Annotated in this window: 24 protein-coding genes; 12 read left to right on the forward strand and 12 right to left on the reverse strand. The window is 62.6% G+C overall.

The features are described 5' to 3' along the window. Positions 1–146: 146 nt before the first annotated feature. Positions 147–2,789, reverse strand: a complete 2,643-nt coding sequence (polA, locus tag QRN04_RS03520; protein WP_284974873.1) for a DNA polymerase I — start codon at positions 2,787–2,789, stop codon at positions 147–149. 157 nt (positions 2,790–2,946) lie between these two features. Between polA and QRN04_RS03525 the strand changes: the two genes are divergently transcribed. Continuing rightward, positions 2,947–3,411, forward strand: coding sequence for a hotdog fold thioesterase (locus QRN04_RS03525; protein WP_284974765.1), 465 nt, complete (start codon positions 2,947–2,949; stop codon positions 3,409–3,411). Positions 3,412–3,456: 45 nt separating this feature from the next. Here QRN04_RS03525 and QRN04_RS03530 read toward each other — a convergent pair whose 3' ends face one another. The 4 genes from QRN04_RS03530 to QRN04_RS03545 all read right to left on the reverse strand — a co-directional run bounded on the left by QRN04_RS03530 (position 3,457) and on the right by QRN04_RS03545 (position 6,188). After that, the gene (locus QRN04_RS03530; protein ID WP_284974766.1) at positions 3,457–3,996 is read right to left on the reverse strand and encodes a dihydrofolate reductase family protein; all 540 of its coding nucleotides are present in this window, start codon (positions 3,994–3,996) and stop codon (positions 3,457–3,459) included. A 13-nt stretch (positions 3,997–4,009) separates the two neighbouring features. After that, positions 4,010–4,231 (reverse strand): hypothetical protein, encoded by a 222-nt coding sequence (locus QRN04_RS03535; RefSeq protein WP_284974767.1) that lies wholly within the window; start codon positions 4,229–4,231, stop codon positions 4,010–4,012. Beyond that, complete coding sequence (locus QRN04_RS03540) at positions 4,228–5,433, reverse strand: inorganic phosphate transporter (protein ID WP_284974768.1); 1,206 nt, start codon at positions 5,431–5,433, stop codon at positions 4,228–4,230. Before QRN04_RS03540 ends, QRN04_RS03535 begins: the two co-directional genes overlap by 4 nt. 209 nt (positions 5,434–5,642) lie before the next feature. Continuing rightward, a complete protein-coding gene (locus tag QRN04_RS03545) occupies positions 5,643–6,188 on the reverse strand; it encodes an HAD domain-containing protein (protein WP_284974769.1) in 546 nt (181 codons plus the stop codon). Positions 6,189–6,336: 148 nt separating this feature from the next. Here QRN04_RS03545 and kynA point away from each other — a divergent pair, with 148 nt between their 5' ends. Genes kynA through QRN04_RS03560 form a run of 3 tightly spaced genes read left to right on the forward strand, consistent with a single transcriptional unit; the run spans position 6,337 to position 9,370 of the window. Beyond that, positions 6,337–7,206 (forward strand): tryptophan 2,3-dioxygenase, encoded by an 870-nt coding sequence (gene kynA, locus QRN04_RS03550; protein ID WP_284974770.1) that lies wholly within the window; start codon positions 6,337–6,339, stop codon positions 7,204–7,206. 51 nt (positions 7,207–7,257) lie between these two features. Beyond that, positions 7,258–8,496, forward strand: coding sequence for a kynureninase (gene kynU / locus QRN04_RS03555; RefSeq protein WP_284974771.1), 1,239 nt, complete (start codon positions 7,258–7,260; stop codon positions 8,494–8,496). 7 nt (positions 8,497–8,503) lie between these two features. Beyond that, on the forward strand, positions 8,504–9,370 hold the full coding sequence (locus tag QRN04_RS03560; RefSeq protein WP_284974772.1) for a PaaX family transcriptional regulator: 867 nt from the start codon (positions 8,504–8,506) through the stop codon (positions 9,368–9,370). Between the two features lie 22 nt (positions 9,371–9,392). Here the strand turns inward: QRN04_RS03560 and QRN04_RS03565 are convergent, their stop codons facing one another. From QRN04_RS03565 to QRN04_RS03580, 4 genes are all read right to left on the reverse strand, one after another. Next, positions 9,393–9,683: a Dabb family protein gene (locus QRN04_RS03565; protein ID WP_284974773.1), complete on the reverse strand. Its 291-nt coding sequence runs from the start codon at positions 9,681–9,683 to the stop codon at positions 9,393–9,395. Then, positions 9,680–11,344, reverse strand: coding sequence for a 4-oxocyclohexanecarboxylate 2-dehydrogenase (chcC1, locus tag QRN04_RS03570; RefSeq protein WP_284974774.1), 1,665 nt, complete (start codon positions 11,342–11,344; stop codon positions 9,680–9,682). Before chcC1 ends, QRN04_RS03565 begins: the two co-directional genes overlap by 4 nt. A 52-nt stretch (positions 11,345–11,396) precedes the next feature. Next, positions 11,397–12,215 (reverse strand): SDR family NAD(P)-dependent oxidoreductase, encoded by an 819-nt coding sequence (locus QRN04_RS03575; RefSeq protein WP_284974775.1) that lies wholly within the window; start codon positions 12,213–12,215, stop codon positions 11,397–11,399. Positions 12,216–12,385: 170 nt separating this feature from the next. Next, the gene (locus QRN04_RS03580) at positions 12,386–13,180 is read right to left on the reverse strand and encodes an IclR family transcriptional regulator (protein WP_284974776.1); all 795 of its coding nucleotides are present in this window, start codon (positions 13,178–13,180) and stop codon (positions 12,386–12,388) included. A 222-nt stretch (positions 13,181–13,402) separates the two neighbouring features. On the opposite strand from QRN04_RS03580, the gene QRN04_RS03585 reads away from it, so the two are divergent. The 5 genes from QRN04_RS03585 to QRN04_RS03605 all read left to right on the forward strand — a co-directional run bounded on the left by QRN04_RS03585 (position 13,403) and on the right by QRN04_RS03605 (position 18,047). Continuing rightward, on the forward strand, positions 13,403–14,335 hold the full coding sequence (locus QRN04_RS03585; RefSeq protein ID WP_284974777.1) for an N-acetylglucosamine kinase: 933 nt from the start codon (positions 13,403–13,405) through the stop codon (positions 14,333–14,335). Positions 14,336–14,487: 152 nt separating this feature from the next. Next, complete coding sequence (locus QRN04_RS03590; RefSeq protein WP_284974778.1) at positions 14,488–15,501, forward strand: LolA family protein; 1,014 nt, start codon at positions 14,488–14,490, stop codon at positions 15,499–15,501. Positions 15,502–15,563: 62 nt separating this feature from the next. Continuing rightward, complete coding sequence (locus QRN04_RS03595; RefSeq protein WP_284974874.1) at positions 15,564–16,517, forward strand: ABC transporter ATP-binding protein; 954 nt, start codon at positions 15,564–15,566, stop codon at positions 16,515–16,517. Next, positions 16,504–17,406 carry an ABC transporter permease gene (locus QRN04_RS03600; RefSeq protein ID WP_284974779.1) on the forward strand — a complete coding sequence of 301 codons (903 nt, stop codon included), beginning with the start codon at positions 16,504–16,506 and terminating at the stop codon, positions 17,404–17,406. Before QRN04_RS03595 ends, QRN04_RS03600 begins: the two co-directional genes overlap by 14 nt. Positions 17,407–17,426: 20 nt before the next feature. Beyond that, on the forward strand, positions 17,427–18,047 hold the full coding sequence (locus QRN04_RS03605) for an L-threonylcarbamoyladenylate synthase (RefSeq protein ID WP_284974780.1): 621 nt from the start codon (positions 17,427–17,429) through the stop codon (positions 18,045–18,047). Positions 18,048–18,050: 3 nt separating this feature from the next. On the opposite strand, the gene ligD is transcribed toward QRN04_RS03605, so the two are convergent. After that, positions 18,051–19,073: a non-homologous end-joining DNA ligase gene (gene ligD / locus QRN04_RS03610; RefSeq protein WP_284974781.1), complete on the reverse strand. Its 1,023-nt coding sequence runs from the start codon at positions 19,071–19,073 to the stop codon at positions 18,051–18,053. A gap of 133 nt (positions 19,074–19,206) precedes the next feature. Here ligD and QRN04_RS03615 point away from each other — a divergent pair, with 133 nt between their 5' ends. Beyond that, positions 19,207–19,872: an alpha/beta hydrolase family protein gene (locus QRN04_RS03615; RefSeq protein ID WP_284974782.1), complete on the forward strand. Its 666-nt coding sequence runs from the start codon at positions 19,207–19,209 to the stop codon at positions 19,870–19,872. Positions 19,873–19,895: 23 nt separating this feature from the next. Here QRN04_RS03615 and QRN04_RS03620 read toward each other — a convergent pair whose 3' ends face one another. Beyond that, a complete protein-coding gene (locus QRN04_RS03620) occupies positions 19,896–20,636 on the reverse strand; it encodes a M50 family metallopeptidase (protein WP_284974783.1) in 741 nt (246 codons plus the stop codon). Beyond that, entirely contained in the window at positions 20,633–21,250 is a 618-nt protein-coding gene (locus tag QRN04_RS03625) for a TetR/AcrR family transcriptional regulator C-terminal domain-containing protein (protein WP_284974784.1), read from the reverse strand. Before QRN04_RS03625 ends, QRN04_RS03620 begins: the two co-directional genes overlap by 4 nt. Positions 21,251–21,397: 147 nt before the next feature. Between QRN04_RS03625 and QRN04_RS03630 the strand changes: the two genes are divergently transcribed. Beyond that, positions 21,398–22,855 (forward strand): APC family permease, encoded by a 1,458-nt coding sequence (locus tag QRN04_RS03630; RefSeq protein WP_284974785.1) that lies wholly within the window; start codon positions 21,398–21,400, stop codon positions 22,853–22,855. Then, positions 22,845–24,488 (forward strand): amidohydrolase, encoded by a 1,644-nt coding sequence (locus QRN04_RS03635; protein WP_284974786.1) that lies wholly within the window; start codon positions 22,845–22,847, stop codon positions 24,486–24,488. Before QRN04_RS03630 ends, QRN04_RS03635 begins: the two co-directional genes overlap by 11 nt. Positions 24,489–24,496 lie beyond the last annotated feature (8 nt).

A 24,496-nucleotide genomic window follows, 5' to 3' on the forward strand; every position in this document is an offset into this window, starting at 1 on the left:
GGCGTTACGTGCGAGATGAGTTCTACCTTGGGATCAGCCACGTCCCGAGCCTAGCCAGAAGCAGCAAGGCGCGCCACCATGCGGCGGCGCGCCCTTAGCCCCTATTGTCGCGCGGAGGCAGACCGGCGGAAAACGGTCATAGGATTCTAGTGGCCAGCTTCATACCAGCTTGAACCGACGCCGATCTGGACATCGAGCGGGACCGAAAGTTGGGCAGCGGCACCCATCTGCTCCACCACAAGCTTCTCCACTGTTTCGCGCTCTCCGGGAGCCACCTCGAGAACGAGTTCATCATGGACCTGCAGCAACATGCGGGACTTCAATCCCTGCCCTGCCAGTTCGGCGGCAACTCCCAGCATGGCCCGCTTGATGATGTCCGCCGCGGAGCCTTGGATTGGTGAGTTCAATGCGATGCGCTCGGCCGCCTCACGCGCTTGGCGGTTGGTGCTGGTCAAGTCAGGCAGGTAACGACGGCGGCCCTCGATGGTAGCCGTGAACCCGTCCACGCGCGCCTGGTCCACCACGCCGCGGAGATAATCCCGGACGCCGCCGAAGCGGTCGAAGTAGTCCTTCATGAGCGTCCGGGCCTCGTCCACCGAGATCTCCAACTGCTTGGACAGGCCGAAGGACGTCAATCCGTACGCCAACCCGTAGGACATGGCTTTGACCTTGGAGCGCATGGCACTGGTTACCTCGGCCGGAGTCACGTTGAAAATGCGTGAGCCCACAAAACGGTGCAGGTCCTCGCCGTCGCGGTAGGCCTGGATCAGGGCCTCATCACCGGAGAGGTGGGCCATGATGCGCATTTCAATCTGTGAATAATCCGCCGACAACAAGCACTCATAGCCCTCGCTGACCATGAAGATGCCGCGGACCCTGCGCCCTTCCTCGCTACGCACCGGGATGTTCTGCAGGTTGGGATTGTTCGAAGAAATACGACCCGTGGCAGCGATATTTTGGGCGTATGTGGTGTGGATCCGGGCATCATCGGCCACGGCTTTCTTGAGCGTTTCGACCATTTGCGCCAACTTGGAGGACTCACGGTGGGCCATCAATTGGACCAGGAATTCGTGACCGGTCTTCTCCAGCAGGGTCTTCAAGGACGCTGCGTCCGTGGTGTAACCGGACTTGATTTTCTTGGTCTTAGGCAGCCCCAATTCCTCGAAGAGGACGGTTTGCAGCTGCTTTGGTGAACCGAGGTTGACCTCATGCCCGATGGCCGCGAATGCCTGTTCCTGGGCATTCTCGATCACCTTGGTGAGGTCCGCGAGTTGCTCGTTCATCCGCTCCTGAGACACGTAGATGCCTGTGAGCTCCATGAGGGCCAACACGCGCGCCACCGGCAATTCCAGCGTGGTCAGGAGGGCGTCGGCCTTGATATCGGCCAGTTCCTTCTCGAAGTGCTTGCTGAGTGCGTGGACGACGGCGGCCTGCTGGACGAGCGCGGTGGCGGCGGCAAGGTCAGTGCCGCCGGAGAGATCGAGTTCCAGTTGCCCCGACTGGGCCGAGGCTGAAGCCACGCTGATTTTCAAGTGGACCTGGGCGAGTTCGGCCAGGTCGTAGCTTCTGCGGTCCGGCTGGATGAGGTAGCCGGAGATCGACGTGTCATCCACGACGCCTTCCAGCCCAAATCCGCGGTTATGCAGGGCTTTGAGCGCAGACTTGAATTCGTGGAGGACTTTTGCTTCCTCCGGGTCCTGCAGCCATCGCGCCAAGACCGACTCAGCGGCGGCGTCCAGTCCTGTGAGGTCGATGTGCCCGGCCCCGTTCGCGCGAACGACCGCCAGCGCGGTCGCGTCGTCACCGATCCGGCCGGGAAGGAGCTGAACCGCCAGCGCCGAGCGGACGCCCGCACCGGCCGTGAAGAAGTCCGCCAAGGCATCGGCGTCCGAAAGCGTAGAGAACTCCGGAACAGCGATGGTGTCAGGTGCTTCACCGGCTGTGTCATCACCGTAGAGGTCGAAGAGCCGTGCGCGGAGGGTACGGAATTCGAGTTCTTCGAAAAGCTCCTCGATCGCTTGCCGGTCCGGGCGTGGCTGGTAAAGATCTTCCAGGGTCACTGGCAGTTCAAGGTCTGTGAGTAGTCGGTTGAGCCTGCGGTTGCGCTTGACGTTTTCCAGGTTCTCCTTCAGGGCTCCCCCTACCTTGCCGCCGATGGCGTCCATGTTTTCCAGGATTCCCTCCAAACCCCCGTAGAGATTGATCCACTTTGCCGCCGTCTTGGGCCCCACGCCCGGAACGCCGGGCAAGTTGTCAGCCGATTCACCCACGAGGGCTGCGAGGTCGGAGTACAGAGAAGGCTTGACGAAGTACTTCTCTTCGATGGCCGCAGCATCCAGCTTGGGAATGTTGCTCACGCCTTGTTTGGGATACAAAACGAAGACGTTCTCATTGATGAGCTGGAACGAGTCCCTGTCGCCGGAAACCAGCAATACCTCGAAACCGGCAGCATCCCCTTGCGCGGCCAAAGTGGCCAAGACGTCATCAGCTTCATAGCCGGGCAGGGCAATGGTCTTAATGCCCCAAGCGTCCATGACCTTCGCGATGAGGGCGATCTGGCCTTGGAACTCGGCCGGCGTTGCGTTGCGGCCACCCTTATATTCGCTGTATTCAGCCTTGCGGAAGGTGGTGTCATCGGAAACGTCGAAGGCCACGGCGACGTGGGTGGGCTTCTGATCTTTGATCAAGTTGATGAGCATTGACGTGAAACCGTGGACCGCGTTGGTGTACTGCCCCCTGGCCGTGGAAAAGTTCTCCGCCGGAAGTGCGTAGAAAGCCCTGAACGCCATGGAATGGCCGTCCAGCACCAGCAACCGGGGCCGGCCCTCGCCGAGGGATTCCGTGGGGGCGGAGACCGAGGGGTTGGCTGTAGCAATGGCAGCAGCGGGGGCTGCGGGAACGTGGTCCGGTTTGGTTGTTTCACTCACAGGTGCCAGCCTAGTTGGCATGATGGACAATTTCACGCCCGAGCACATCGCCCAGGAACTCTACCTCGCCGGGGTGCCCGAAGAATTTCACGGTTGGCTTTCCGCCCACGGGGTGGGTGCGTTGGTGGTGAAGATGGGGATCAAGTTTGTTGAAATGAGCCCCGAACGCACCGTGGCCACAATGCCAGTGGAAGGAAATACCCAGGTGGCCGGAATCCTGCATGGCGGGGCCCATGTGGTCCTCGCCGAAACCTTGGGATCCTTCGCCGCTTCCCTACACGCAGGCGAAGGGCGTCACGTAGTGGGCATCGAGGTAGGCGCCACCCACCACCGCTCCGTTGCGGGCGGAACAGTGACGGGGACGTGCACGGCCATCCATTTGGGCGGAACGCTGACCACCCACGAGGTTGTCATGACCGATGACCAAGGCCGCCGATTGTCCACGGCCCGAATCACTAACATGATCCGGGACAATCGGGGTTGAGGTTGTTCCGCAGGACCACTTGACCGCTCGGGACAACGTGACCGTTCAGGACAAGCGGTAGCGCAATTCGGCGGCCACTCCGCCAAGGATCCTGGACGAGACCAACTCCATGGGCGGCGTGGGGCCGTCCAGCGGCAGCAAGGGCTTACCGGCGCCGAGGACCACGGGCACCACCGTGACGATCAACTCATGCAGGAGTTTCGCCTTCGCGAACTGGGCAGCAAGGTCGCCGCCGCCCACCAGCCATACGTTCTTCTCCCCGGCGTCGGACAAGAGCCGAGGCGCGATGTCCCCGACATCGCCCTGCACAAAGGTCACGTCCGCCCCTGCGGGCGGCCCATGCTTTTGGCGTGTGAACACCCAACACGGGTGATCCGGGTACGGCCAAGGGTCCGGTTGGTGCGCCATCAGCCACCGGTATGTACTACCGCCCATGACGATGCATCCCACACCGTCCATGAACGTCTCTATTCCGGCATCAAGTCCGTCGACGCCGTCGAACTGCAGCAGCCAGCCAAGATCGTCGTCCGGCGAGGCAATGAAGCCGTCGATAGTGGAGGCAACGTAGTACTGAAAGATGGCCATAGGCCCATGCTAGCTACTTCCCGAAGTACGGGACGATCAGGTAGATGCCATAAAGCACGGCCACTGCGCAGGCGGCAAAGCAGGCGTAGGCAAGGGAGCGGGCCAGCACCGGGGATTTTTGCTGCGCGTCCGCGGCGATCGCCGTCAGCCGGACACCCAGCGAGTAGAGGACCACCAACGTCACGGCGGCCACCAGGGTAACCCCGGCTACCTGCAGCACTTCCATCCACTTCATAGCTGCACACCTTCGCTCCGGTTGTTCTTGCCCGGTTTCTTCTTTTTCCGGAACCGCACTGCGCGGCCGGCCTCGTCGACCTCGACGGCGTTATGGTGGCCGACCTGCGATTTCCGCGAGGCGATGAACATGTACGCGACAGCCGCCGTGCCAACCACTGCGGCGATAACAACACCTACGACGCCGATGTTCACCAGCAAGGCCGTCAGGGCGCCAACGATGGCTGAGGCGGGCAGGGTGAAGAGCCACCCCAGGGCGATCTTTCCCGCGGTTCCCCAGCGGACGGAGGTTCCCTTGCGGCCGAGGCCCGATCCGATGACGGACCCGGAAGCGACCTGGGTAGTGGAGAGTGCGAAGCCAAGGTGCGAGGACGCGAGGATCGCCGTCGCCGTGCTGGTCTCTGCGGAGAAGCCTTGGGCAGGCTTGACTTCGGTCAGGCCGGATCCCATGGTCCGGATGATCCGCCACCCGCCCGCATAGGTGCCCACGGCGATGGCGAGTGCACATGCAGTGATAACCCAGAGCTGGGGTCCGGAACCCGGCGATTGTGTGCCGGCGGAGATCAACACGAGAGTGATGATGCCCATCGTCTTCTGGGCGTCGTTGGTTCCGTGAGCGAGGGCCACCAGGCTTGAAGTGAAGATCTGGCCCGTACGGAACCCGCCGCGCTTCTGCGTCAGTTTGTCTCCGGTCTCCGGATCGTGCCGCGAGGTCAGCGCGTAGGCCAACCGGGTGCAGATATATGCCACGCCGCCCGCGATCAGGGGCGCGAAGAGCGCAGGAAGGATGACCTTGATCAATACCGTGTCGAAGTTGATGGAGTGGATTCCGATGCCGACGATGGCGGCGCCGATCAAGCCGCCAAAGAGTGCATGCGAGGAACTTGATGGCAAGCCTTTGAGCCAAGTGATCATGTTCCAGAGAACGGCGCCCATAAGTCCCGCAAAAATAATGTCAGGAGTGATGTGGATGCCGTCAGTTCCTTCGCGGATCAAGCCGCCGGAAATTGTCTTGGCCACCTCTGTGGACAAGAACGCACCCACGAGGTTAAGCACCGCCGCCAGCGCCACGGCCGTCTTGGGCTTGATGGCGCCCGTAGCGATAGGCGTGGCCATCGCATTAGCTGTGTCGTGAAAGCCGTTGGTGAAGTCAAAAAATAGGGCCAGCGCTATAACCAGCGCGACCATGAAGGTGATTGCCACCTGTTGCCCAATCTGCAGAGTCGACGTTCAGCAGTTTCTCTTCCCCATACCTGCCCTCCACAGCATAGTTCAGCGATTGTTCATCGGACGCGGCTTGCGGATTTCACTGGCGCAGGCGTGAAACCTTAAGAATCCTACGTGGGATCGACGGGGCGGACAAAGCCGGGCGGACAAACGCGCCCGGCAACGGGAATGACAGGACGATAATCTCAGCCCATCCGCTCCAAGTAATTGCGCAAAGCTTCGATGTCCTTGCGCGTCAGGCCCTTGCTTGGATCCGGCGAGAGGCAGAGGGCAAGATCGCCCTGGTCCTCTGCCCAGGAGCGAGCTTGGGGCTCCTGGTCGAGCTGGTCATCCACCCAGATAAAGCGTCCGCTCCCGGACTCGGACAGGTCCTTTTGCAGTGCCACGAGCTTCCACCAGTCAGAGGAGCCGTCCCAGCCGTCACTGGAGAGGACGGGCCAGTCCTGTCCGTTGAGGCCGATGGCCGGGCAGAGCATGCCCGGCGCAAGCTGCTCCCACGTGGTCAACCAAACAAAGCGGGCAGCGGGGTGGCGGGCGAGCTCGTTAAGTTCGGCGACGACTTCCGGCGCATAAGCGACGTCAACGACGCCGGCGTCGACTTTCCGCCATTCACCACTCCAGTCAGTGGCGCCGGTGGGACTAAACGGATTCACGACGCCGTCGACGTCCAGATAAATCGACACTCGGGGTGCCTTGGAACCTGGTGTCGCTGGTTCTATGTCAAAGTTCATGCCTGCATCCATGTCCACCGCCCCCTCCCCCACAGGCTCCCACCAGACTACGTGAGAATCGGCAGGAAAATCGGTACACCAGTGAGCTACACCATTGGGGAACCCATCAATCTGTTGACGTTCGTCATGAAAGTGATATTCTGGAATCATGGAAAAGCCCGTAGACCAGTCACAGCAGAATGTCCGTCCCATCGAGGACACCGTGCGCACTGATTTCAGGCACGCGATGTCCTACGGCGGATATCTGGACCTCGACCGGCTGCTCAGCTCTCAGCACCCACTCAGCGAGCCGGAACACCACGATGAACTGCTGTTCATCATTCAGCACCAGACCAGTGAGCTCTGGCTCAAGCTGGTCCTGCATGAACTCCTGGAAGCGAGAAGGCTTTTCGACGTCGACAACCTCGGCAAAGCACTGAAGTGCATCGCGCGCGTCAAAGCCATCCAGCGCACCATGACCGAACAGTGGTCTGTCCTGGGAACCCTGACGCCTCGCGAATACTCGCAGTTCCGTGGTTTCCTCGGCAGTTCATCGGGCTTTCAGTCCTACCAGTACCGCGGTGTGGAGTTCCTGTTGGGCAACAAGAACAGGGCGATGCTGCGTGTCTTCGAAAGCGATCCCCAAGCACATGCCCTTTTGAGCTCCCTGCTGGATGAACCCACGCTTTATGATGCGTTCCTCGGAGTACTTGCCCGGGCCGGCTTCGAGATCCCCCAAGACATCCTCGATCGGGACACCAGCGAACCCTGGACTTTTCGCGAGGACCTCGTCCCGGTATTCCGGAAAATCTACGAATCGGACGAAACCCCCTGGGGACTGTACGAAGCCTGCGAAGACCTCGTGGACATCGAAGACAACTTCCAAGCTTGGCGATTCCGCCACCTCCGCACGGTCCAAAGAACCATTGGCTTCAAGGTAGGAACGGGCGGCTCCTCGGGCGTCGACTTCCTCAAACGCGCCCTCGACCTGACCTTTTTCCCCGAGCTCTACGCCGTACGCACGCTCATCGGAAGCTGATTTTCGCTCAGCACCCAAGGCCTCGGACCAACACCAGCAGCAGGAGACACCATGACCACCGCTCCCCAGACCCAATGGCCGACGTCGGCCGACCTGGACGCCGCCGATCCCCTCGCCGCGCAGAGGGACGCTTTTTACGCGCCCGACGCCGGACAGCTCACGTCGTACCTCGACGGAAATTCACTTGGCAGGCCCCTTAAAGTAACGGCCGAAAACCTCACCGCCTTTGTCCACGACGCCTGGGGTAGCCGCCTGATCCGTGGGTGGGACGAACAATGGATGGACGAGCCCACCGCCGTTGGCGACCGCATCGGTGAAGTGACGCTGGGAGCCTCCCCGGGCCAAGTCACAGTGGGTGACTCCACCTCCGTGATGCTCTACAAGATGATCCGCGCCGCGGTAGATTCCCAACCGGGCCGGGACGAGATCATCATTGACCGCGATAATTTCCCCACGGACCGGTTCATCATCGAAGGAATTGCCAAGGAACGCGGGGCGAGCATCAAATGGATCGCCGCGAACCCTGCCAGCGGTGTCCGCCCGGCTGACCTTGACGGCCTGCTGGGCGAGCGTACCGCCGTCGTGGTCCTCAGCCACGTTGCGTACCGTTCAGGGTTCCTCGCCGATGCGCCGGCAATCACCGCCAAGGTGCACCAGGCCGGTGCGTTGATGCTGTGGGACCTCTGCCACTCCGTTGGTTCGGTGCCGCTGGAGCTCGATGCATGGGGCGTCGACCTGGCAGTAGGTTGCACCTACAAGTACCTCAACGGCGGTCCCGGTTCCCCGGCCTTCGCCTACGTCAACGCATCCCGCCAGGAACAGCTCCAGCAGCCCATTTGGGGCTGGATGGGAGCTGATAACCCGTTCGGAATGACCGAGGCCTACCGCCCTGCTCAGGGCATCCGCCGCTTCATCACAGGCACTCCCCCGGTCTTGGCCATGCAGCCCATCAAGGACATGGTGGAACTCATCGCCTCCGTGGGCATGGAGGCTGTCCGGGAGAAGTCCATCAAGCTGACCGAATACGCAATCGCGCTCGCCGAGGAACAGCTGGTTCCGCTGGGCGCCGAAATCGTGAGCCCCCGGGATGCTGCCGAGCGTGGCTCCCACATCACCGTGGACCACCCGCTCTTTGCCGACGTCACAGCTGCGCTGTGGGAGAAGGGCGTCATTCCCGACTTCCGTCCTCCACATGGACTGCGCATTGGCCTCTCACCCTTGAGCACCAGTTACGCAGAGGTGGAAGTAGGGGTGGCAGCAATCCGCAGTGCCCTCTCCGAGCTTTTGTGAGCCAGCTGTGAGTGCAGTCCTCGATGACATGGACTCCCGGCCCGGGAGTACCACGTCACTTCTACGCACGATCATCGGGCTGTACCTGCGCGACGCCGGTGGATGGATGGCCGCCAAGGACATCGTTGCGCTCATGGAAGCACTAGGGACCTCCGGAACGGTGACCAGGACCGCGCTTGGCCGCTTGCGCAAGAAGGACGTGGTGGTCCAGGAGGTGCGCGACGGAATTCCCGGATTCATGCTCACCGACGGCGCCGGCGCAATGCTCTCCCGGGGTGATCGGCGGATTTTCAACCCACGGAGCATGGCTCCCTCCGATCCGTGGTGCCTCATCTCGTTTTCCATCCCCGAGACCGAGCGGGAAAAGCGCCATCAGTTGCGGCGCAGGTTCCACTGGATAGGCTGCGGAACGGTTGCGGCAGGGCTGTGGATTTGCCCGGATTCCCTTCGCGTCGAGGTCGAAGAGATCCTTGAGGACCTGCAGCTGCGGCAGATGGCAACTATCTTCGTCACGGAGACTCCGCTGGTGGGCGGCAGCTTGAAGGAGGCCGTGTCCTCGTGGTGGGATTTGGACGCCGTGGCGGAGCTGCACAAGGACTTCATCCGGGAACTCGACGCTGCGGGGCGGGCAGCCCGGAGCGGCCATGTGGAACCCTCGGCCGAAGCTTTTGCTGTCTACGTGCAGTGCATTGACCGCTGGCGGGTCATCCCGTATCTGGACCCCGGGCTCCCGTTGGCGTTCCTCCCGGATGACTGGCCCGGCGTGCGGGGCGTCGAGCTTTTCACGCGCATCGTGGAGGACTACTCCAAGCCAAGCCGGCAGTTCGTGCGAGCCACCCTGGAGCTGGCTGCAGAGGTTGCGGCCAGCCCCTAAGACCATTGCGACAGGCGGGAGTCTAGAGGAGGAAATCCACCGCGATGATCTTCTCGCAGTTGGGAAACGAGTACTTCTTCAGCGGCTCGTGCAACGGGTGTGTGTTGTAGACCAGAATGTCCTCAACGCTCTCGAAGTCCGCAACGATGGCGTAATCGAACGAACGTTCCGTCTGGAGGACATCTGCACCGTGGGCAAATTCCAGCAACCCGGGAATGTTGCCGGCCAAGTCATCCAGGCCCCGGATCCACAAGGCTTTGTCCGCCGCGGGGAAGGCCGGCGAGAACTTGAACATCACTGCGTGCCGTATCACGCGCCCACCTCCGCCGGGGCTGGAGCAGCGTGATACTCAGCTGGTTGGCCCGCGATGGTCCGGCCTGCCAGGTAGCCCATGGTCATAATGGGCCCCAAGGTGGCACCGGCACCTGGATAGCCCGCACCGTAAGCGTTCTCAGCGGTGTTGCCCGCTGCGAATAAGCCTGGAATCGGTTGGCCATCCACGTCCATAACGCGCGCAAGGCCGTCCGTGGCCACGCCCCCATTGCTTCCGAACGCGCCGTTGACCACCTCCAGGGCATAAAACGGTCCTGTCTGCAGTGGACCCAGGGAAGGATTCGGCCACGGGCAATCGTCATCACCCCAATATTTGTCATACGCACTGAGGCCCCGGCCGAACTCTGGATCTTCGCCCTTGACGGCGGATTCGTTGAACCGAGCCACCGTGGACTCGAGATTCGGCGCCGGAACACCGATCCTGTTGGCGAGTTCACTGAGGGTGGGCGCCTCGATCAAGTACGCCGGAGTCGGCTGGCCAGCCCGGTGGGCGAGGACTCCGTAACGTTCCAGGTAGCTGTGGTCGAACACCACGTGCGCTGGCGTGTTCAAGGCGCGGTGGTTGGGTGAGTCCCACGAATGCAGGCAGCGCGCAAGGTCGTTGTAGTTCTGCGATTCGTTTGCAAAGCGTTGCCCGTTCCGGTTCACCATGATCGAGCCCGGCCCCTGACGCTCAAACCGCAGCAACGTACCAACTGGTTCACCGTCCCGCGTGTCTCCCGTGACAGCCATCGGAGCCCACCACGCTTCGCGGGTTCCCCGGGTCTGCGCCCCGATCCGCTGGGCCATTTTGAGCCCGTCACCGGTGTTCGACGGCGGTGAACACACGGCATGGAGACGGGACGCCAACAGGGAGTCAGCCAACTCCTTGTCCCACTCGAAGCCGCCAGTGGCGAGGACGACGCCGTCGTTCGCATGGAAAACCTCTCCCGACTCCAGCTTGACGCCCGTCACCCTTTCCCCGTCCACCAGCAGGCGTTGGCCACGTGCATCCACGGCCAGCGCCGCACCATCATGGACCAAGCTGGCAAGCAACATGGATACCAGTGCGTGGCCCTTGGCAACGAGCCCTTCGTCCTGTCGTCGGTTGAGTTCCTCCCAGGGGAACTTGGTGAAAGCTCCCCAATTCTCGTATTCCTGCATGGTGAACGGCGCACGGCCATCGGAACGGACGTGATCGGCCAGCGCGCCGAGCGCGTCGCGGATATTGAACAGTTCCGGTTCCACGGTCCGGCCGCCTGCAACTGACCCGGCAAGGTCTTGCCGGTAATCCGGGAAGTTGTCCAGGAAAATAAAGCGGAGACCGCACTCGTTTTCGGTAAAGCGCAGCATTGCATCGCCGTAATCCAGCGCGGCGTCCAGTAGCTCGTCCCGGCTCCGCCCACGGGCCACTGCCCGGACGTACCTCCCTGCCGCTTCTTTGGAGTCAGTCAGCCCCGCATCGCGGGCATGGTGGTTGTCAGCTATCCACAACATGCCGCCTGAGACTGCCGAGGTGCCTCCCAGGAGTCTGCTCTTTTCCAGCACGACGACGGATTTCCCGCCGCGTGCAGCTGTGGCCGCTGCGGTTAGCGCGCCCGCGCCGGAACCTAGGACGACGACGTCGTAGCTGTCTGCCGGCGTACCGTTCAGGAATTTCATGGTGGAGCCTTTCGTGGAATCTGGAATGCCGGTGGAAAGCAGGGAAGTGCGCTCAGACTGCGGTGTATCCGCCGTCAATGACCAGTTCCGAGCCGGTGGTGAAGCGGGACTCATCGGAGGCGAGGTAGAGAACCCCGTATGCAATCTCGTCGGGCTCTCCCTGCCGGGGAAGGGGGTTACCGCCCACCAGCTGCCGGTAGTAGGCTTCAGCGCCGACGTCGGACTGTTCGGCGGAGCGGCGGCTCATCCTGGTGTTCATGGAACCGGGATGGATGGAGTTGACCCGGATGCCGTGCACGCCGTAGGCGGCAGCATCGGATTTGCTCAGGAGGCGGACGGCCCCCTTGGTGGCATGGTACAGAGGGACGTTCCGTCCACCGGTCAGACCGTGGATGGACGAGAAATTGATGATGCTCCCGGACTTCTTGACAATCATGCCCGGAACAACGTGCTTCGTCATCAGCCAGACACCTTTGACATTGACATCGAAGATGACATTGAAGTCGTCCACCGTTGCCGTATGGCTCGCTCCGGCCGGTCCGATGATGCCGGCCGCGTTGACCAGGACGTTCGGAGGTCCAAGCTCTGCCCCGATGCGGGCGATTACTGCGGCGACGTTTGATTCATCCGTCACGTCAACGTCGTATTCAGTGATACCCGGGTGACTCGAGGCGAGTGGAGTACCGGCCCGGTCGAGGCTCGCGACTACCGCGCCGTGGGCCGCCAGCAAGCGCGCCGTCGCGCTGCCCAAGTCTCCCCGGCCCCCAGTGACGATGGCCACCTTGCCGGCCACACGCCCTCGTGCGTCCTCCTGTGCAAGTGCTGGTGTACTTGGTTCTGCCTGTGGTTCTGAGTGTGCTGATGCCTGCATGGCCAACTCCTCCTGCCGCATCATTGCGACGCTCGTGGTGCCTGGGTGCAGGGCATCACGGATGGAAGCCTCCGGAGCCCTCCCGGTGGTGTCCGGAGCGAGCTGCCCTGCTGCGCTCCACTCTGCCAGCGGCCTCCGACCCGACAGGCGGCGTTACCGATGAACGGGAACTAGAAATTCCCGTTGCTTTGGCGCAAGGCACCCTTCAGTTCGCCCCGCCAGCCCAACGACCGGGAAATTCCCCGAGCGGCTGTCATCAACACAGGGACGCGAGCGGCTGCATTTTCCTCGTTCCGCGGAACGACGACGCTGAGCGCGGCAACCACTGAATTGGTGCGCCCAAAAACCGGGACCGCGATGCCACTGGACCCGGGAACAATCAAACCCGGCATGGAAGCAAACCCCTGGCTGCGGATGCCCGCCAGGTGCCTGCGCAGCTCGTCGGGGTCGGTGAGCGTGGCGTCAGTGAACTTCTCCAACCGGCGTGCGAGAAACCGGTCCTGGTACGGGGCCGACGAGTACGCCAGGAGAACCAGTCCCGACGAGGTTCCATGGATGGGCAGGCGCCCGGCCACCTTGGTGATGTCCACCATGGAATCCCTCGAACCGAGGCGCTCAATGTAGAGCACTTCATCCGAATCCAAAATCCCGAGCGTAGTCGAGTGCTGGACCACGGATTGAACGTCCTCCATGAACGGCAGCGCGGCCTCCCTCAGCCCCACCATCCTGGAACTTCTCGATACCAGCTCCCACAGGCGGGTCCCTATACGGACCTCGGAATGGGGTTCCCGCTCCAGCAGCCCTTCAGCCAAGAGCTCATCGACCAAGCGATACGTCGTACTGGGGGGCAACCCGGAACGGCGTGCCAGCGCAGCGACGCTCATGGTCCGGTGACTATCGTCAAACGCCCCTACCAAGCGAACGACGCGGCGGATGACTGACTCGCCCGATGAGGAATTCGCCACGTCACTCCCCTGCCTTCACGTCATAGGGAGTGAGCGCCTGCAGTGCATCGGTGGACATAACGGGAACACTACTGCTGCCTGGCGTCGCAACATCATTTCGGTCAGCGACATCCCGACTCTGCTTTGACCGTTGCCTGCTTGGGCTCAGGGGCTTTTGTGCCATGCTTACTCTCGTGGGAGCCTGCCAGGCCCCACAGATCATCCGCAGTGAAGGGGCGCCTCGTGGGGGAAACACAGCAGTTCCAGGCAACGGCCGAGCCGCAAACGGTGCTCGGCCTGCACATCGGCGGATCCAAGACCCATGCGGTCCTGGCGGACGCTGGGCCAGGAAAAGCCGGGCTCAACGGCCTGGAAATCACCGAGAGCAGCGCCAACCTTTCCTCAGTAGGGCACCAAGGCGTTGACGCTGTGCTGCGACGCATCGCAGCAAGCGTCGGCGACGGCGTCCAAGCGGTGTGCGCCGGGGCGGCTGGAGCCGATACACCCGCCAGTAGGGCGGTCCTCTCAGCGTTGCTGACAGAACACTTTCCCGGTGCAGCGATCGAGGTAGTCCACGACACGCGCATAGTGCTCGCCGCTGCCGGGCTGGAAGCCGGTGTGGTCCTTGTGGCGGGGACCGGTTCCGTCGCGTGGGGCCGGAATCGCGAAGGGCGCGAAGCCCGCAGCGGCGGCTATGGCTACTTGCTGGGCGATGAGGGAGGCGGATACTCGGTGGTGCGCGACGCCGTTCGCGAGGCATTGCGGGAGCACTACGCCGGGTTGGAACCTGGCACCCTGGTGCGCGCTTTGATGGCAGCCACGGCGAGCGTGGACGCCCTCCAGCTCATGGATTCTTTCTACACCAAACGGGAACCGGACTATTGGGCCGGGCTGGCTCCCCTGGTCCTCGAACTTGCCTCCGAGGGCGAGCCGGCCGCGTTGCGCATCCAAGCCGAGGCCGCCCATTCGCTGGCGGCCCTGGCCCGTCAGGTGTTGGGCGAGCTTGGCCTCGACTTGCCGTTGGTCATGGCTGGACGCGTCCTGGTGAACCATCAAGAGTTGGCAGCAGCAGTGTCCCGGAAGGTTTCCTTGGACGACCCGTCGTCGGTCCGCATCCTGGACCAACTGCCCGTCCGCGGGGCCGTTGAGCTCGCGCGCCGGCTTCTGCCAGCCTGATCCGGTTCCGGCTGTTCATCCCGCGTTCGCGGGGTTCAACGGGAGTATTCTGGTGACATGGCATTCCTGCAGGAAGATCTGTAGCAATGGGACCGGCTAGGCGGCGGTGGCTCACGGCCCTTCTGATACCGCTTGCCTTGATGCTCGCTGTCATGACTGCTTCAGTCCGAGCGGGAGCCACTGTTTCGCTTCCGCCCAAAACACCGGATGAGCTTGTGTCCATGATGACCCACACTCAGGTACGTGCCTTATCCGGGACAGTGCAGCAAACGGCAGGGCTCGGGTTACCGGCGGTTCCGACGCTGGGCGCCGGTACCGTTCCGGGCGCGGCCTCGGCGCTGGAGTTCTTGACCGGGACGCACACCGCCCGTGTCTATGTGGACGGTCCGGCAAAAGCCCGGGTACAAATCATGGACGCGCTCGCCGAGCGGGATCTGGTGGTCAACCAGCATCAGGTGTGGTTCTACAACTCAGCGGATAACAGTGCTACCCACGTGAGTGGCGGTACGGAGTCGGCTACACCGCAGGAGCCGACTCCGGTCCCGGTTCCCACGCCCGGAACCATGGCCAACCACTTCCTGGCGGCGATCAAGGCAGACACCCACATGACTGTTGGGCCGACTTCCACAGTCGCCGGTCGCAGCGCATACCGTCTGAACCTGGCGCCGGGAAGTGCAGACACCTTGGTTGACTCGGTGGGAATCGACATCGATTCTGAGACAGGGCTTCCATTGGCAGTGGAGGTCAAGGCCAAGGCGCAAACTGATCCCGCGTACACGTTGGCCTACACAGACTTGTCACTCTCCTCGCCCGACGCGGGATTGTTCGACTTCACTCCCCCGCAGGGCGCATCGATCACGGAAAGGGCGTTGCCGGCGAAACCTACGCCTCCTTCGAGCCCTGCCCCACCGAGCCCCAGCGGTGAACTGCCCCACCCCAAACTCACCGTTACGGGCCAAGGCTGGAGCGCAATCGTTGCGCTGCCCGCGGGGTCAATCCCTTCCGGGATCACCACCAATCCGACCTACGCCCAAGTGATGCAACCGGTTCCGGGTGGGCATGCGCTGACCACATCCTTGATCAACGTGTTGATCCTTGACGACGGCCGCGTCTTCGCAGGCATGGTGCCGTTGGACCGACTCCAGTCGGCGGCTGCCGCCCAGTGAGCGGAACTTGGCGCGACAGGTCCCAGCAAGGCGGGCAATCTCCGCACCAGGACAGCGTTGGCCTGCCCGACAGGTGGGCCATCGAAACCCGGGGCCTGACCAAGCGCTTCGGCGGACGAATTGCCGTCAACGGCATCGACCTAGCCGTGCCCGCTGGTTCCGTATTCGGCTTCCTGGGCCCGAACGGTTCCGGAAAGACAACCACCATCCGGCTCCTGCTGGGCCTTGCATCGGCCAACAGCGGCGACGTTCGGGTGCTCGGGAAGAAGATGCCAGCGGCGCTGGCGTCGGTGCTGTCCGACGTCGGGGCGCTGGTTGAGGGACCGGGCTTTTATCCCTTTCTGACGGGCGCTGACAACCTGCGGCGGCTTGACTCGGCGGACCCGCATGCCCCATCCGAAACCCGAAAGCAGCGGATTCACGACGCCTTGGACCAGGTGGGCCTCAGCCACGCGGCGAAGAAGAAGGTTCGGGCATACTCCTTGGGCATGAAGCAGCGGCTGGGCTTGGCCAATGCGCTCCTGCGGCCGCGCCGCTTGCTGGTGTTGGACGAACCAACCAACGGACTCGATCCGCAAGGCACCCGGGAGGTGCGCGGCTTGATCCGTTCGTTGGCCGCTGGTGGAACCACCGTATTCGTTTCCAGCCATCTGCTCGCCGAGGTCGAGCAGATGTGCACGCACGTGGGTGTCATGAGCGTTGGACGCCTGGTGGCGCAGGGTCCATTGGAGGAGCTCCGATCTGCTGGACAGTCGCGCGTCCGGGTTCTCACGCCCGACGTCGACCGCGCCAAAGGCGTGCTGACGCGTCTGGGCTTCGTGCCCCAGCCCTGGGATGGTCCTTCACTTGCCGCCGATGCAGTGCTTGCCACGGGCTTGGACGGACGTGAACCCGAAACAGTGGTTGCAGCCCTCGTTGCTGATGGGGTTCGAGTCAGGGGCTTTTCAGTGGAAAGCGCGAGTTTGGAAGACCGTTTCCTGTCCCTCACCGGGGAGGGTTTTGATGTCGCGGGTTGAGCGAGGCCGCGCCAAGGGAAACGGCGATACGGCAGGCAGTAATGAGGCGGGCTCCAACTCCGGACGCGCATCAGCGGCTTGGGTCCTCCTTGCCTCGGAGATATCGGTACTTTTCCGCAGGGTACGGACGTGGGCAATGCTGGCGGCGCTGGCGGCTGTTCCCATCCTCATTGCCGTCGCCGTCAAGCTCTCGTCGCGGCCGACGGCGCCAGGAAGGGGCCCACTGTTCCTGGACCGGATCAGCCAGAATGGACTCTTCGTCGCACTCACGGCGCTGGTGGTCTGTGTGCCCCTGTTCCTGCCGTTGACCGTTGGCGTGGTGGCCGGTGACACCCTTGCCGGTGAAGCCAGCATAGGAACACTTCGCTACCTGCTGCTGGCGCCGACCGGAAGGACCCGGCTGCTCCTGGTCAAATACGCCGGCGCGGTCGCCTTCTGCTGTGCGGCGACGGCGACTGTTGCGGCGGCAGGTGCCTTGGCCGGCGTCGTCTTCTTTCCTGTGGGGCCGGTGACCCTGTTGTCAGGTGAAACTGTCAGCGTTGGCGAGGCAGCTGTGAGGTCGTTGCTGATAGCTGCGTACGCCACTGTGTCCCTGGTAGGGCTGTCCGCAATCGGCTTACTGATTTCCACCATGACGGACGTCCCCGTGGGTGCGATGGCGGCTACGATCGTACTCGCAGTGGTCTCGCAGGTCCTGGATACGCTGCCGCAACTGGACTGGCTCCATCCCTGGTTGTTCAGCCACCACTGGGTGGGTTTCGCTGATCTTTTACGTCAGCCCATATCGTGGGCGTCGTTCGGAGATAACCTCCTGCTTCAGGGTGGCTACATCGCGGTGTGCGGTGCGTTGGCTTACGCGAAATTCTCCAATAAGGACGTGTTGTCTTAGCTTTGCCGTACGCTTTTTCCATGGCCAGATTCTTTGATGTGCATCCTGAAGATCCGCAACCGCGAGCCATCGGCCAGGTGGTGAAGATGCTGCAGGACGGCGGATTGATCGCGTATCCCACGGACTCCTGTTACGCATTGGGAGCACAGATCGGGAACCGGGAGGCACTTGACCGCATCAGGACCATCCGGAACTTGGACGACAAACACCACTTCACCCTTGTCTGCAAGGATTTCGCCCAGATGGGCCAATTTGTCATGCTGGACAATGACGTTTTCAGGAGCATCAAGGCCGTCACTCCGGGAAGCTACACCTTCATCCTCCCGGCAACGCGTGAAGTGCCTAAGCGGCTCCTTCATCCCAAGAAGAAGACCGTGGGCGTCAGAATCCCCGACCACAAGGTGGTCCAAGCACTCTTGGCCGAACTCGGTGAACCGTTGCTCTCCAGCACCTTGCTGCTTCCAGACCAAGAGGAACCCCTCACCCAAGGATGGGAGATCAAGGAACGGTTGGACAATGAGGTGGACGCCGTGATCGATTCCGGGGACACCGGGTCCGAGCCCACCACCGTGATCGACTTTTCAAGCGGTGTTGCAGAGGTTGTTCGTCGCGGAACCGGGGACCCCTCCCGGTTCGAATGAGTCCTACTCCGGCTTACGGGCCCGGCTCGGTTGGACCCGCATTGGCTCTCCGGGCATCTTGGGGAATTCGGGCGGGAAAGGCATCTCGCCGTGGCCGTTAGCGACGTCGCGCTCCCACCACTCAAGCAATACGTCAATCTTGCCAGGGTGATCATGCATGGCTGCCCAAGGGTCTCCCACCGTCTTCAAGCGCTCAGGAACAGTCCTGATGGTGTATTTGGCCGGATCCGCGCTGCCTAGTTCCTCCCACGTCAGGGGGCAGGACACTTGGGCTTGGGGCACAGCCCGGGGACTATAGGCGCCGGCGATGGTCCGGTCGCGGTTGGCTTGGTTGAAATCGACGAAGATTCGTGAGCCGCGCTCCTCTTTCCACCAAGCAGTAGTCACCTGCTCGGGCATTCTTCGTTCCAGCTCCCGTCCGGCTGCTATCACGGCGTGCCGCACATCCAGGAATTCGAAGACAGGATCGATGGGCGCATAGACGTGAAGCCCTCGGTTGCCCGAAGTCTTGATGAACGCGGTCAGTCCGGCGTCCGCCAAGACCTTACGGAGTTCAAGGGCAGCCGGAATGGCGTCGGCAAAGTCTGTTCCCGGTTGGGGATCCAGGTCTATCCGCAATTGGTCGGGGTTGTCCGAATTGTCCGCACGCGACGCCCACGGGTGGAAGACCACGGTATTCATTTGCGCCGCCCACACCGCTGCCGCTGGTTCGTCGATGACGAGTTGCGGATGGGACCGGGCGCTGGGGTAGGTCACCGGCACCGAGCGCACGTACTCCGGCGCGCCCTTGGGCGGATTTTTGGAGAAGAACATCTCACCGTCGATGTTGCCTGAGTACCGCTGAAGGCTCACGGGCCGGTTTCCGTTAGCCGTGACAAAAGCCTCACCGACGTCGATCAGGTAATTCGCGAGGTCCAGCTTTGTCAGTCCTGCCTCGGGCCACATCACCCTGCTGGGGCTTGAAATCCGCACCTCCCGGGGACCGTGGGGACCTGGGACGGTGACAGTGGTTGCTTCGCTTGCCATGGCCACAAACTACCCCGCCAAACCCTGTTGCGTCTTGATCCCCCGCCGCCGGTGCGTCGCATATTCGATCCGGCCCTGCCGGCTTACCTGTTATTCGCCGCTTCAGCGTCCCCGATTGCAGCATGATGGAGACATGCCGACCACGGAAACATCCTTGAAGATTGCCGTAGGCGAGGGAGCCGTCTCCGCCATCCACCTCCGCCCGGACCAGCCTTTCACCACCTTGGTGCTGGCACACGGCGCTGGCGCCGGGATGGATCACCCATTCCTTGACGGCTTCTCGCAGGCGGTGGCCGGCTTGGGGGTGGCTACGGTGCGATTCAACTTTCCCTACCGGGAGGCCGGGCGTCGCTTCCCGGACCGGCCCCCGGCTGCCGTCGCCGCGTGGCGGGCGGTGATGGAGCACGTTGCGGCGATAGTACCCGACCAGCCCCTGTGGGCCGGTGGGAAATCCTTTGGTGGCAGGATGGCCTCCATGGCCGTCGCGGAAGGCATGAATGCCAAGGGTTTGGTATACCTCGGCTACCCGTTGCACCCGCCCGGCAAGCCGGAGAAGTTGCGGGATGAACAACTGTACGGGCTCACCGTGCCCATGTTTTTCCTGCAAGGCACCAGGGACACGTTCGCCACAACGGAGCTCCTTGAACGCGTGGTCGCCGCTGTAGGCCCGACGGCGACCATCCAATGGGTTGAGGACGGCGACCATTCCTTTGCCATCAAAGGCGTGAAGCGCACCGCCGCCGAGGTAGGCGCCTCGCTAGCGCCCGCAGTCGCCGCGTTCCTTCGGCAGGCGACCTGATGTGCCGGCTGTGGGAGCAAATGTCACTGCGTCAGGTGGAACATTTCCCACAGTAGCCAGATGCTTAGTGCCACGGCTCCACCGATTACTGCCGTGAAACCCGCCAGCCACACGAGCGAGGGCGCGCCGGTGGTGCGGGCAAGGATGTAGGCATCTGAGGACGCCAATTGATGGCGACGCCGTGTGTGGACGCCGACGAGTTTGACGAGGTCGCGGACTCCCCCCACTGTTAGAGCGATTCCGAGCCCCAGAACTACATAATTGACGGCAGTGGGAGAGGCGAAAAGAACAAGGGCTTGGGCAATAGCTGCACTGCAGAGGGCCACGGCGATCCCCGTGATGTTCCGGAGGAAGATCAGTGAGACCAGGAGGAGCACCGCCCCTATGGACATGGCCGCGCCTGCCCGCCCCGCCGTAAATGACGCTATCAGCCCCAGGCCCACGACTGCCGGTGCGGGGTAGCCCCAAAACCCGGACCAGGCCGCGCCGAACGCACTGCGCCCACTGCTGACGAGGCGGCCGGAGTGGTCCAGTCCGATGCGGAGCCCGTGAACATACCGCCCGGTCATAAGCGCGGCATAAGCATGGCCAAGCTCGTGGACGAACGTTACATAAAGCCCAAACCACCGCCACGTTGCGGCCGGAACGCTGAGAGCGACGGCGGCCGCCACTATCCCCACCAACACAGGCATCGGAACCGCAGTGGTTTGTGATTCCGTGAAGCCGCGAACGACGGCGGCCCACCACGTAGTGGCGAAACTCACCGGACCGTCGCTTGGAGTCGGCTGCGGAGGCCAGCCATCAGGATCTCCAGGCCGAAATCAAAAGCGGCTCCTCCACGGTCCTCAGGCGAAGCTCCTTGGGCCAAGGCGCCGGTCAGGGCGGGATACCCGTCCGCCGGAGGCGCCCATACGACGTCGGGCGCTGCCAGGTCAAGGGCGAAGCCGAGCGCGAAACTGTCCACAGTGGAGATCGCAGAAACCACGTCCTTGCCGCGAAATCCAGCCTGCTCCAGGACCTTTGCGAGGTCCTCGTACAGTGCCAGGACTTGGCTGTCCTGGACAGTCTGGAGGACCATTAACGGCGCCAAACGGGGATGCCTGGCAAACGCATCACGGTAGCTGCGGACGATCGAGCCCAACGCAGCTTCCCAGCCGTCCGCGGCGTCGAGGTCGTACGGGCTTTCCGAAATGATCCGGCCCCGCATCAGTTCCAGGATTTCCTCGCGGCCGCTGACGTGGTTGTAGATCGAGGATTGGCTCACCCCGATGCGTTTGGCCAGCTTGGGCAGGCTGAAGTCCCCTGATTCGTCCACCAACTCCAAGGCGGCGGTGACTAAGGCATCTACGGAAATCAACGGGACGCGAGGGCGTGCCATTTTGGTTCTCCTATCAACGGCGTAGTTACGACTCTAGCCAGAACTTACCGGCGGAGCCTTGTGCAGTGCATCACAAAGCCTTACGATAAACGAAAGCCTTTCGCTTACGTCTGGCTTCCCTCCCCCTTCCTGACCCCGAGGACCACCATGTCAGATCTCGAAACCCGGCCACCCACGGCCGAAGCGGCCACTGGGCTCAAACGGAATGCCATTGGAACAGGTGGCATTGCCTTCTTGGTGATTTCCGCAGCTGCACCGCTGACGGTGATGGCGGGCGTAGCCCCTGTCGCCATCGGCATCGGGGGCATCGGCGCCCCCATGGGCTACGTCATAGCCGGTGCAGTGCTTTTGATTTTCGCTATTTCCTTCATGGCCATCACCAAGCACGTCAAAGCGGCCGGTGGCTTCTATACCTACATCGCGTTGGCGATGGGGAAGACGGTGGGCTTAGCAGCTGCAATCGTTGCCATCGTCTCCTATAACTGCCTCCAGATAGGTGTCTACGGACTGTTCGCGGTCCAGACGCAGGCCATGCTCCATACTTTGTTTGGCTTGGACGTGCCGTGGCCGGTGGTGGCCTTGGTTGCTATCGCCGCAGTGTGGTTCCTTGGCTACCGTGGCATTGACGTCGGAGCCAAAGTCCTGGGGGTCCTGCTGGTCGCCGAGACCGCGATCCTGGCGGTCATGGGCGTGGGTATTCTCGCCAAAGGTGGCGCTGCCGGCATCAGCTTTGCCTCGTTCTCCCCTGAGCACGCCTTCACTCCCGGCGTCCTGGCCATCCTGGCCATCTGTTTCGCCGCGTTCATGGGATTTGAATCCACGGTCCTCTACCGTCGCGAAGCACGGAATCCGGACCGGTCCGTTCCGCGCGCCACCTATGTTGCCGTGGGTTTCATGTCGCTCTTCTACGCCTTCATCGTATGGACCGTGGTTCAGGCTTACGGTGACGGCAATGTGGTCGCAGCCGCTGGAGAGCTCTCGGACGGAATGTTCTTCGCCACCATCAACCACTATGTGGGTCCTTGGGCAGAGGTGGTGATGTATGTCCTGATCGTCACCAGCGTTTACGCTTCGCAGTTGGCCTTCCACAACGCCATCAACCGGTACGTGTACATGTTGGCCAAAGACGGGGTGCTGCCCGCATTCTTGGCAAAGACCCACCCCAAGTACAAATCCCCGCACCGTGCCGGGCAGATCCAGACCATCCTGGCCGCCGTCGTCATCCTGATCTGCACGGTAGTTGGCGCGGATCCGTACAAGCAGCTGCTCATCTGGGTCAATACGCCGGGCATCTTCGGCATCGTTGGCCTGCAGGGTCTGGTGTCGGTAGCAGCCTTCCTGTACCTGCGGCGCAATCCCGCTGCTGTCACCAACCGCCTCCTGATTCCGCTCAGCGTGGCCTCGGCGGTCCTGCTCTTCGGTGTGGCGGTCTTGATCGCCGTCAACATCGAACTCCTGACTTTCGCCGATGACGTCACCAACATCATCCTTTTGCTGGTTGCACCTCTCGTGTTCCTTGCCGGGTTGCTCATTGCCCGCAAACTGCGTACCACCCGACCAGCCGTATACGCCCGAATTGGAAGCTTTGAAACCCATGAATCCTGACCTCATCATTCTTGCCGGCACCGTTCACACGCTGGACGAAGGCCAAGCCAGAGATCCCCAGGCTCCGGTGCAGGCTGTCGCGATGACCGACGGCGTTATCGCTGGAGTCGGGAGCCGCCATGAAGCCAACCAGTGGGCCGGCCCACGCACCCGCGTTGTAGACCTTGGGGACGCGACCCTCACGCCCGGGCTGGTGGATTGCCACATCCATCCGGTCTTCGGCCTTGACCTCACCATGGGTGCGGACCTGTCCGGCGCCACCACGTTGAAGGAAGTGCGGGCGCTGTTGCGCCAGGAACCAGCTGGCGACGGCGGCTGGATACGTGCGTGGGGCCTGAACCCGAACGCATTCGGTACAGTCCCCTTGCACCGGGACACCCTCGATGACATCACCGGTGATCGGCCGGCCCTGATCCGCTTGTTCGATGCCCATTCGGCCTTGGCCAACAGCAAGGCCTTGGAGATCGCCGGAATCCGGGGCCGCCATGAGTTCGGGCAGGCCGCGGAAGTGGTCTGCGACGCAGACGGCGTTCCTACCGGTTTCCTCCTGGAAGCCGCCGCAATGGAGCTTGTCCAGCGGCATATGCCGCAGGAATCCTTTGCCCAGCGGAAGGCACGACTCGGGGCTCTTTTGCAGGACTTGGCGCGCTCGGGCTTGACGGGTGCTCACGTCATGGACCACAGCGAGGAATCCGCAGCGCTGTTCCGGGCCTTGGAAACTGAGGGCGAGCTCCCCCTCCGGATTCGGAGTGCACCGTGGTGCATGCCAGGCACCGGCGAAGCCGAATGGGAGGATTTGGCCCGCGCTGCAGGCACAGGTGGACGCCGTTGGTCCGTTGAAGCCATCAAGTTGTTCGTTGACGGAACCGTGGACAACGGAACCGCCTGGCTCTACGAGCCGGACCTCTACGGACAATCAACGGCGCCATTCTGGCCACGCCCGGAGGACTACAGCGCTGCAGTGCACTACTTTGCAACACGCGGCATTCCGACGGCGACCCACGCCATTGGCGACGCGGGCGTTGCCCACGTTTTGACGGCATTGGAGACGCTACCGGCGGAGGCCCTGCCAGCGGGCCAGCGCCGATCCGTGCACAGGATTGAACACATCGAGACTATTCCGGACGAATTCATCGCCCGGTTCAAAGAGCAAGGCATTGTTGCAAGCATGCAGCCAACGCACTGCACGCATTACTCGCTGGCCGACCACAGCGACAACTGGTCCACGCGGCTGGGGCCCGAACGCGCGAACCGGGCTTGGCGTTGCCGGGATCTCAGGGAGGCGGGGGTTACCGTCGCCATGGGTTCGGACTGGCCTGTTGCACCGTTCGCGCCGCTTCCGATCATGGCCGATGCCCGGCTCCGGAGAAGGTCTGGGCATCCTGAACAGGAACCGATCGCTCCGCACCAAGCACTCACGGCACTCCAAGCGCTGGAAGGCTACACCTCACACGCAGCCAAGGCCGCGGGTTTATGGGAGGTGTCCGGCTCCATCACGGTGGGCAAACGTGCCGACTTGACCGCGTTGGACCTCGATCCGCTGACCACGGACCCGGATGAGCTTGCCGCCAGCGGAGTTCTCGGCACTTTTGTGGACGGGGAGGTCCAGTTCATGCTTGAGCGGCTGCGCTAGCTGCAGCC

It is taken from the genome of Arthrobacter sp. efr-133-TYG-104 (genome assembly GCF_030208915.1).
GTDB lineage: Bacteria > Actinomycetota > Actinomycetes > Actinomycetales > Micrococcaceae > Arthrobacter.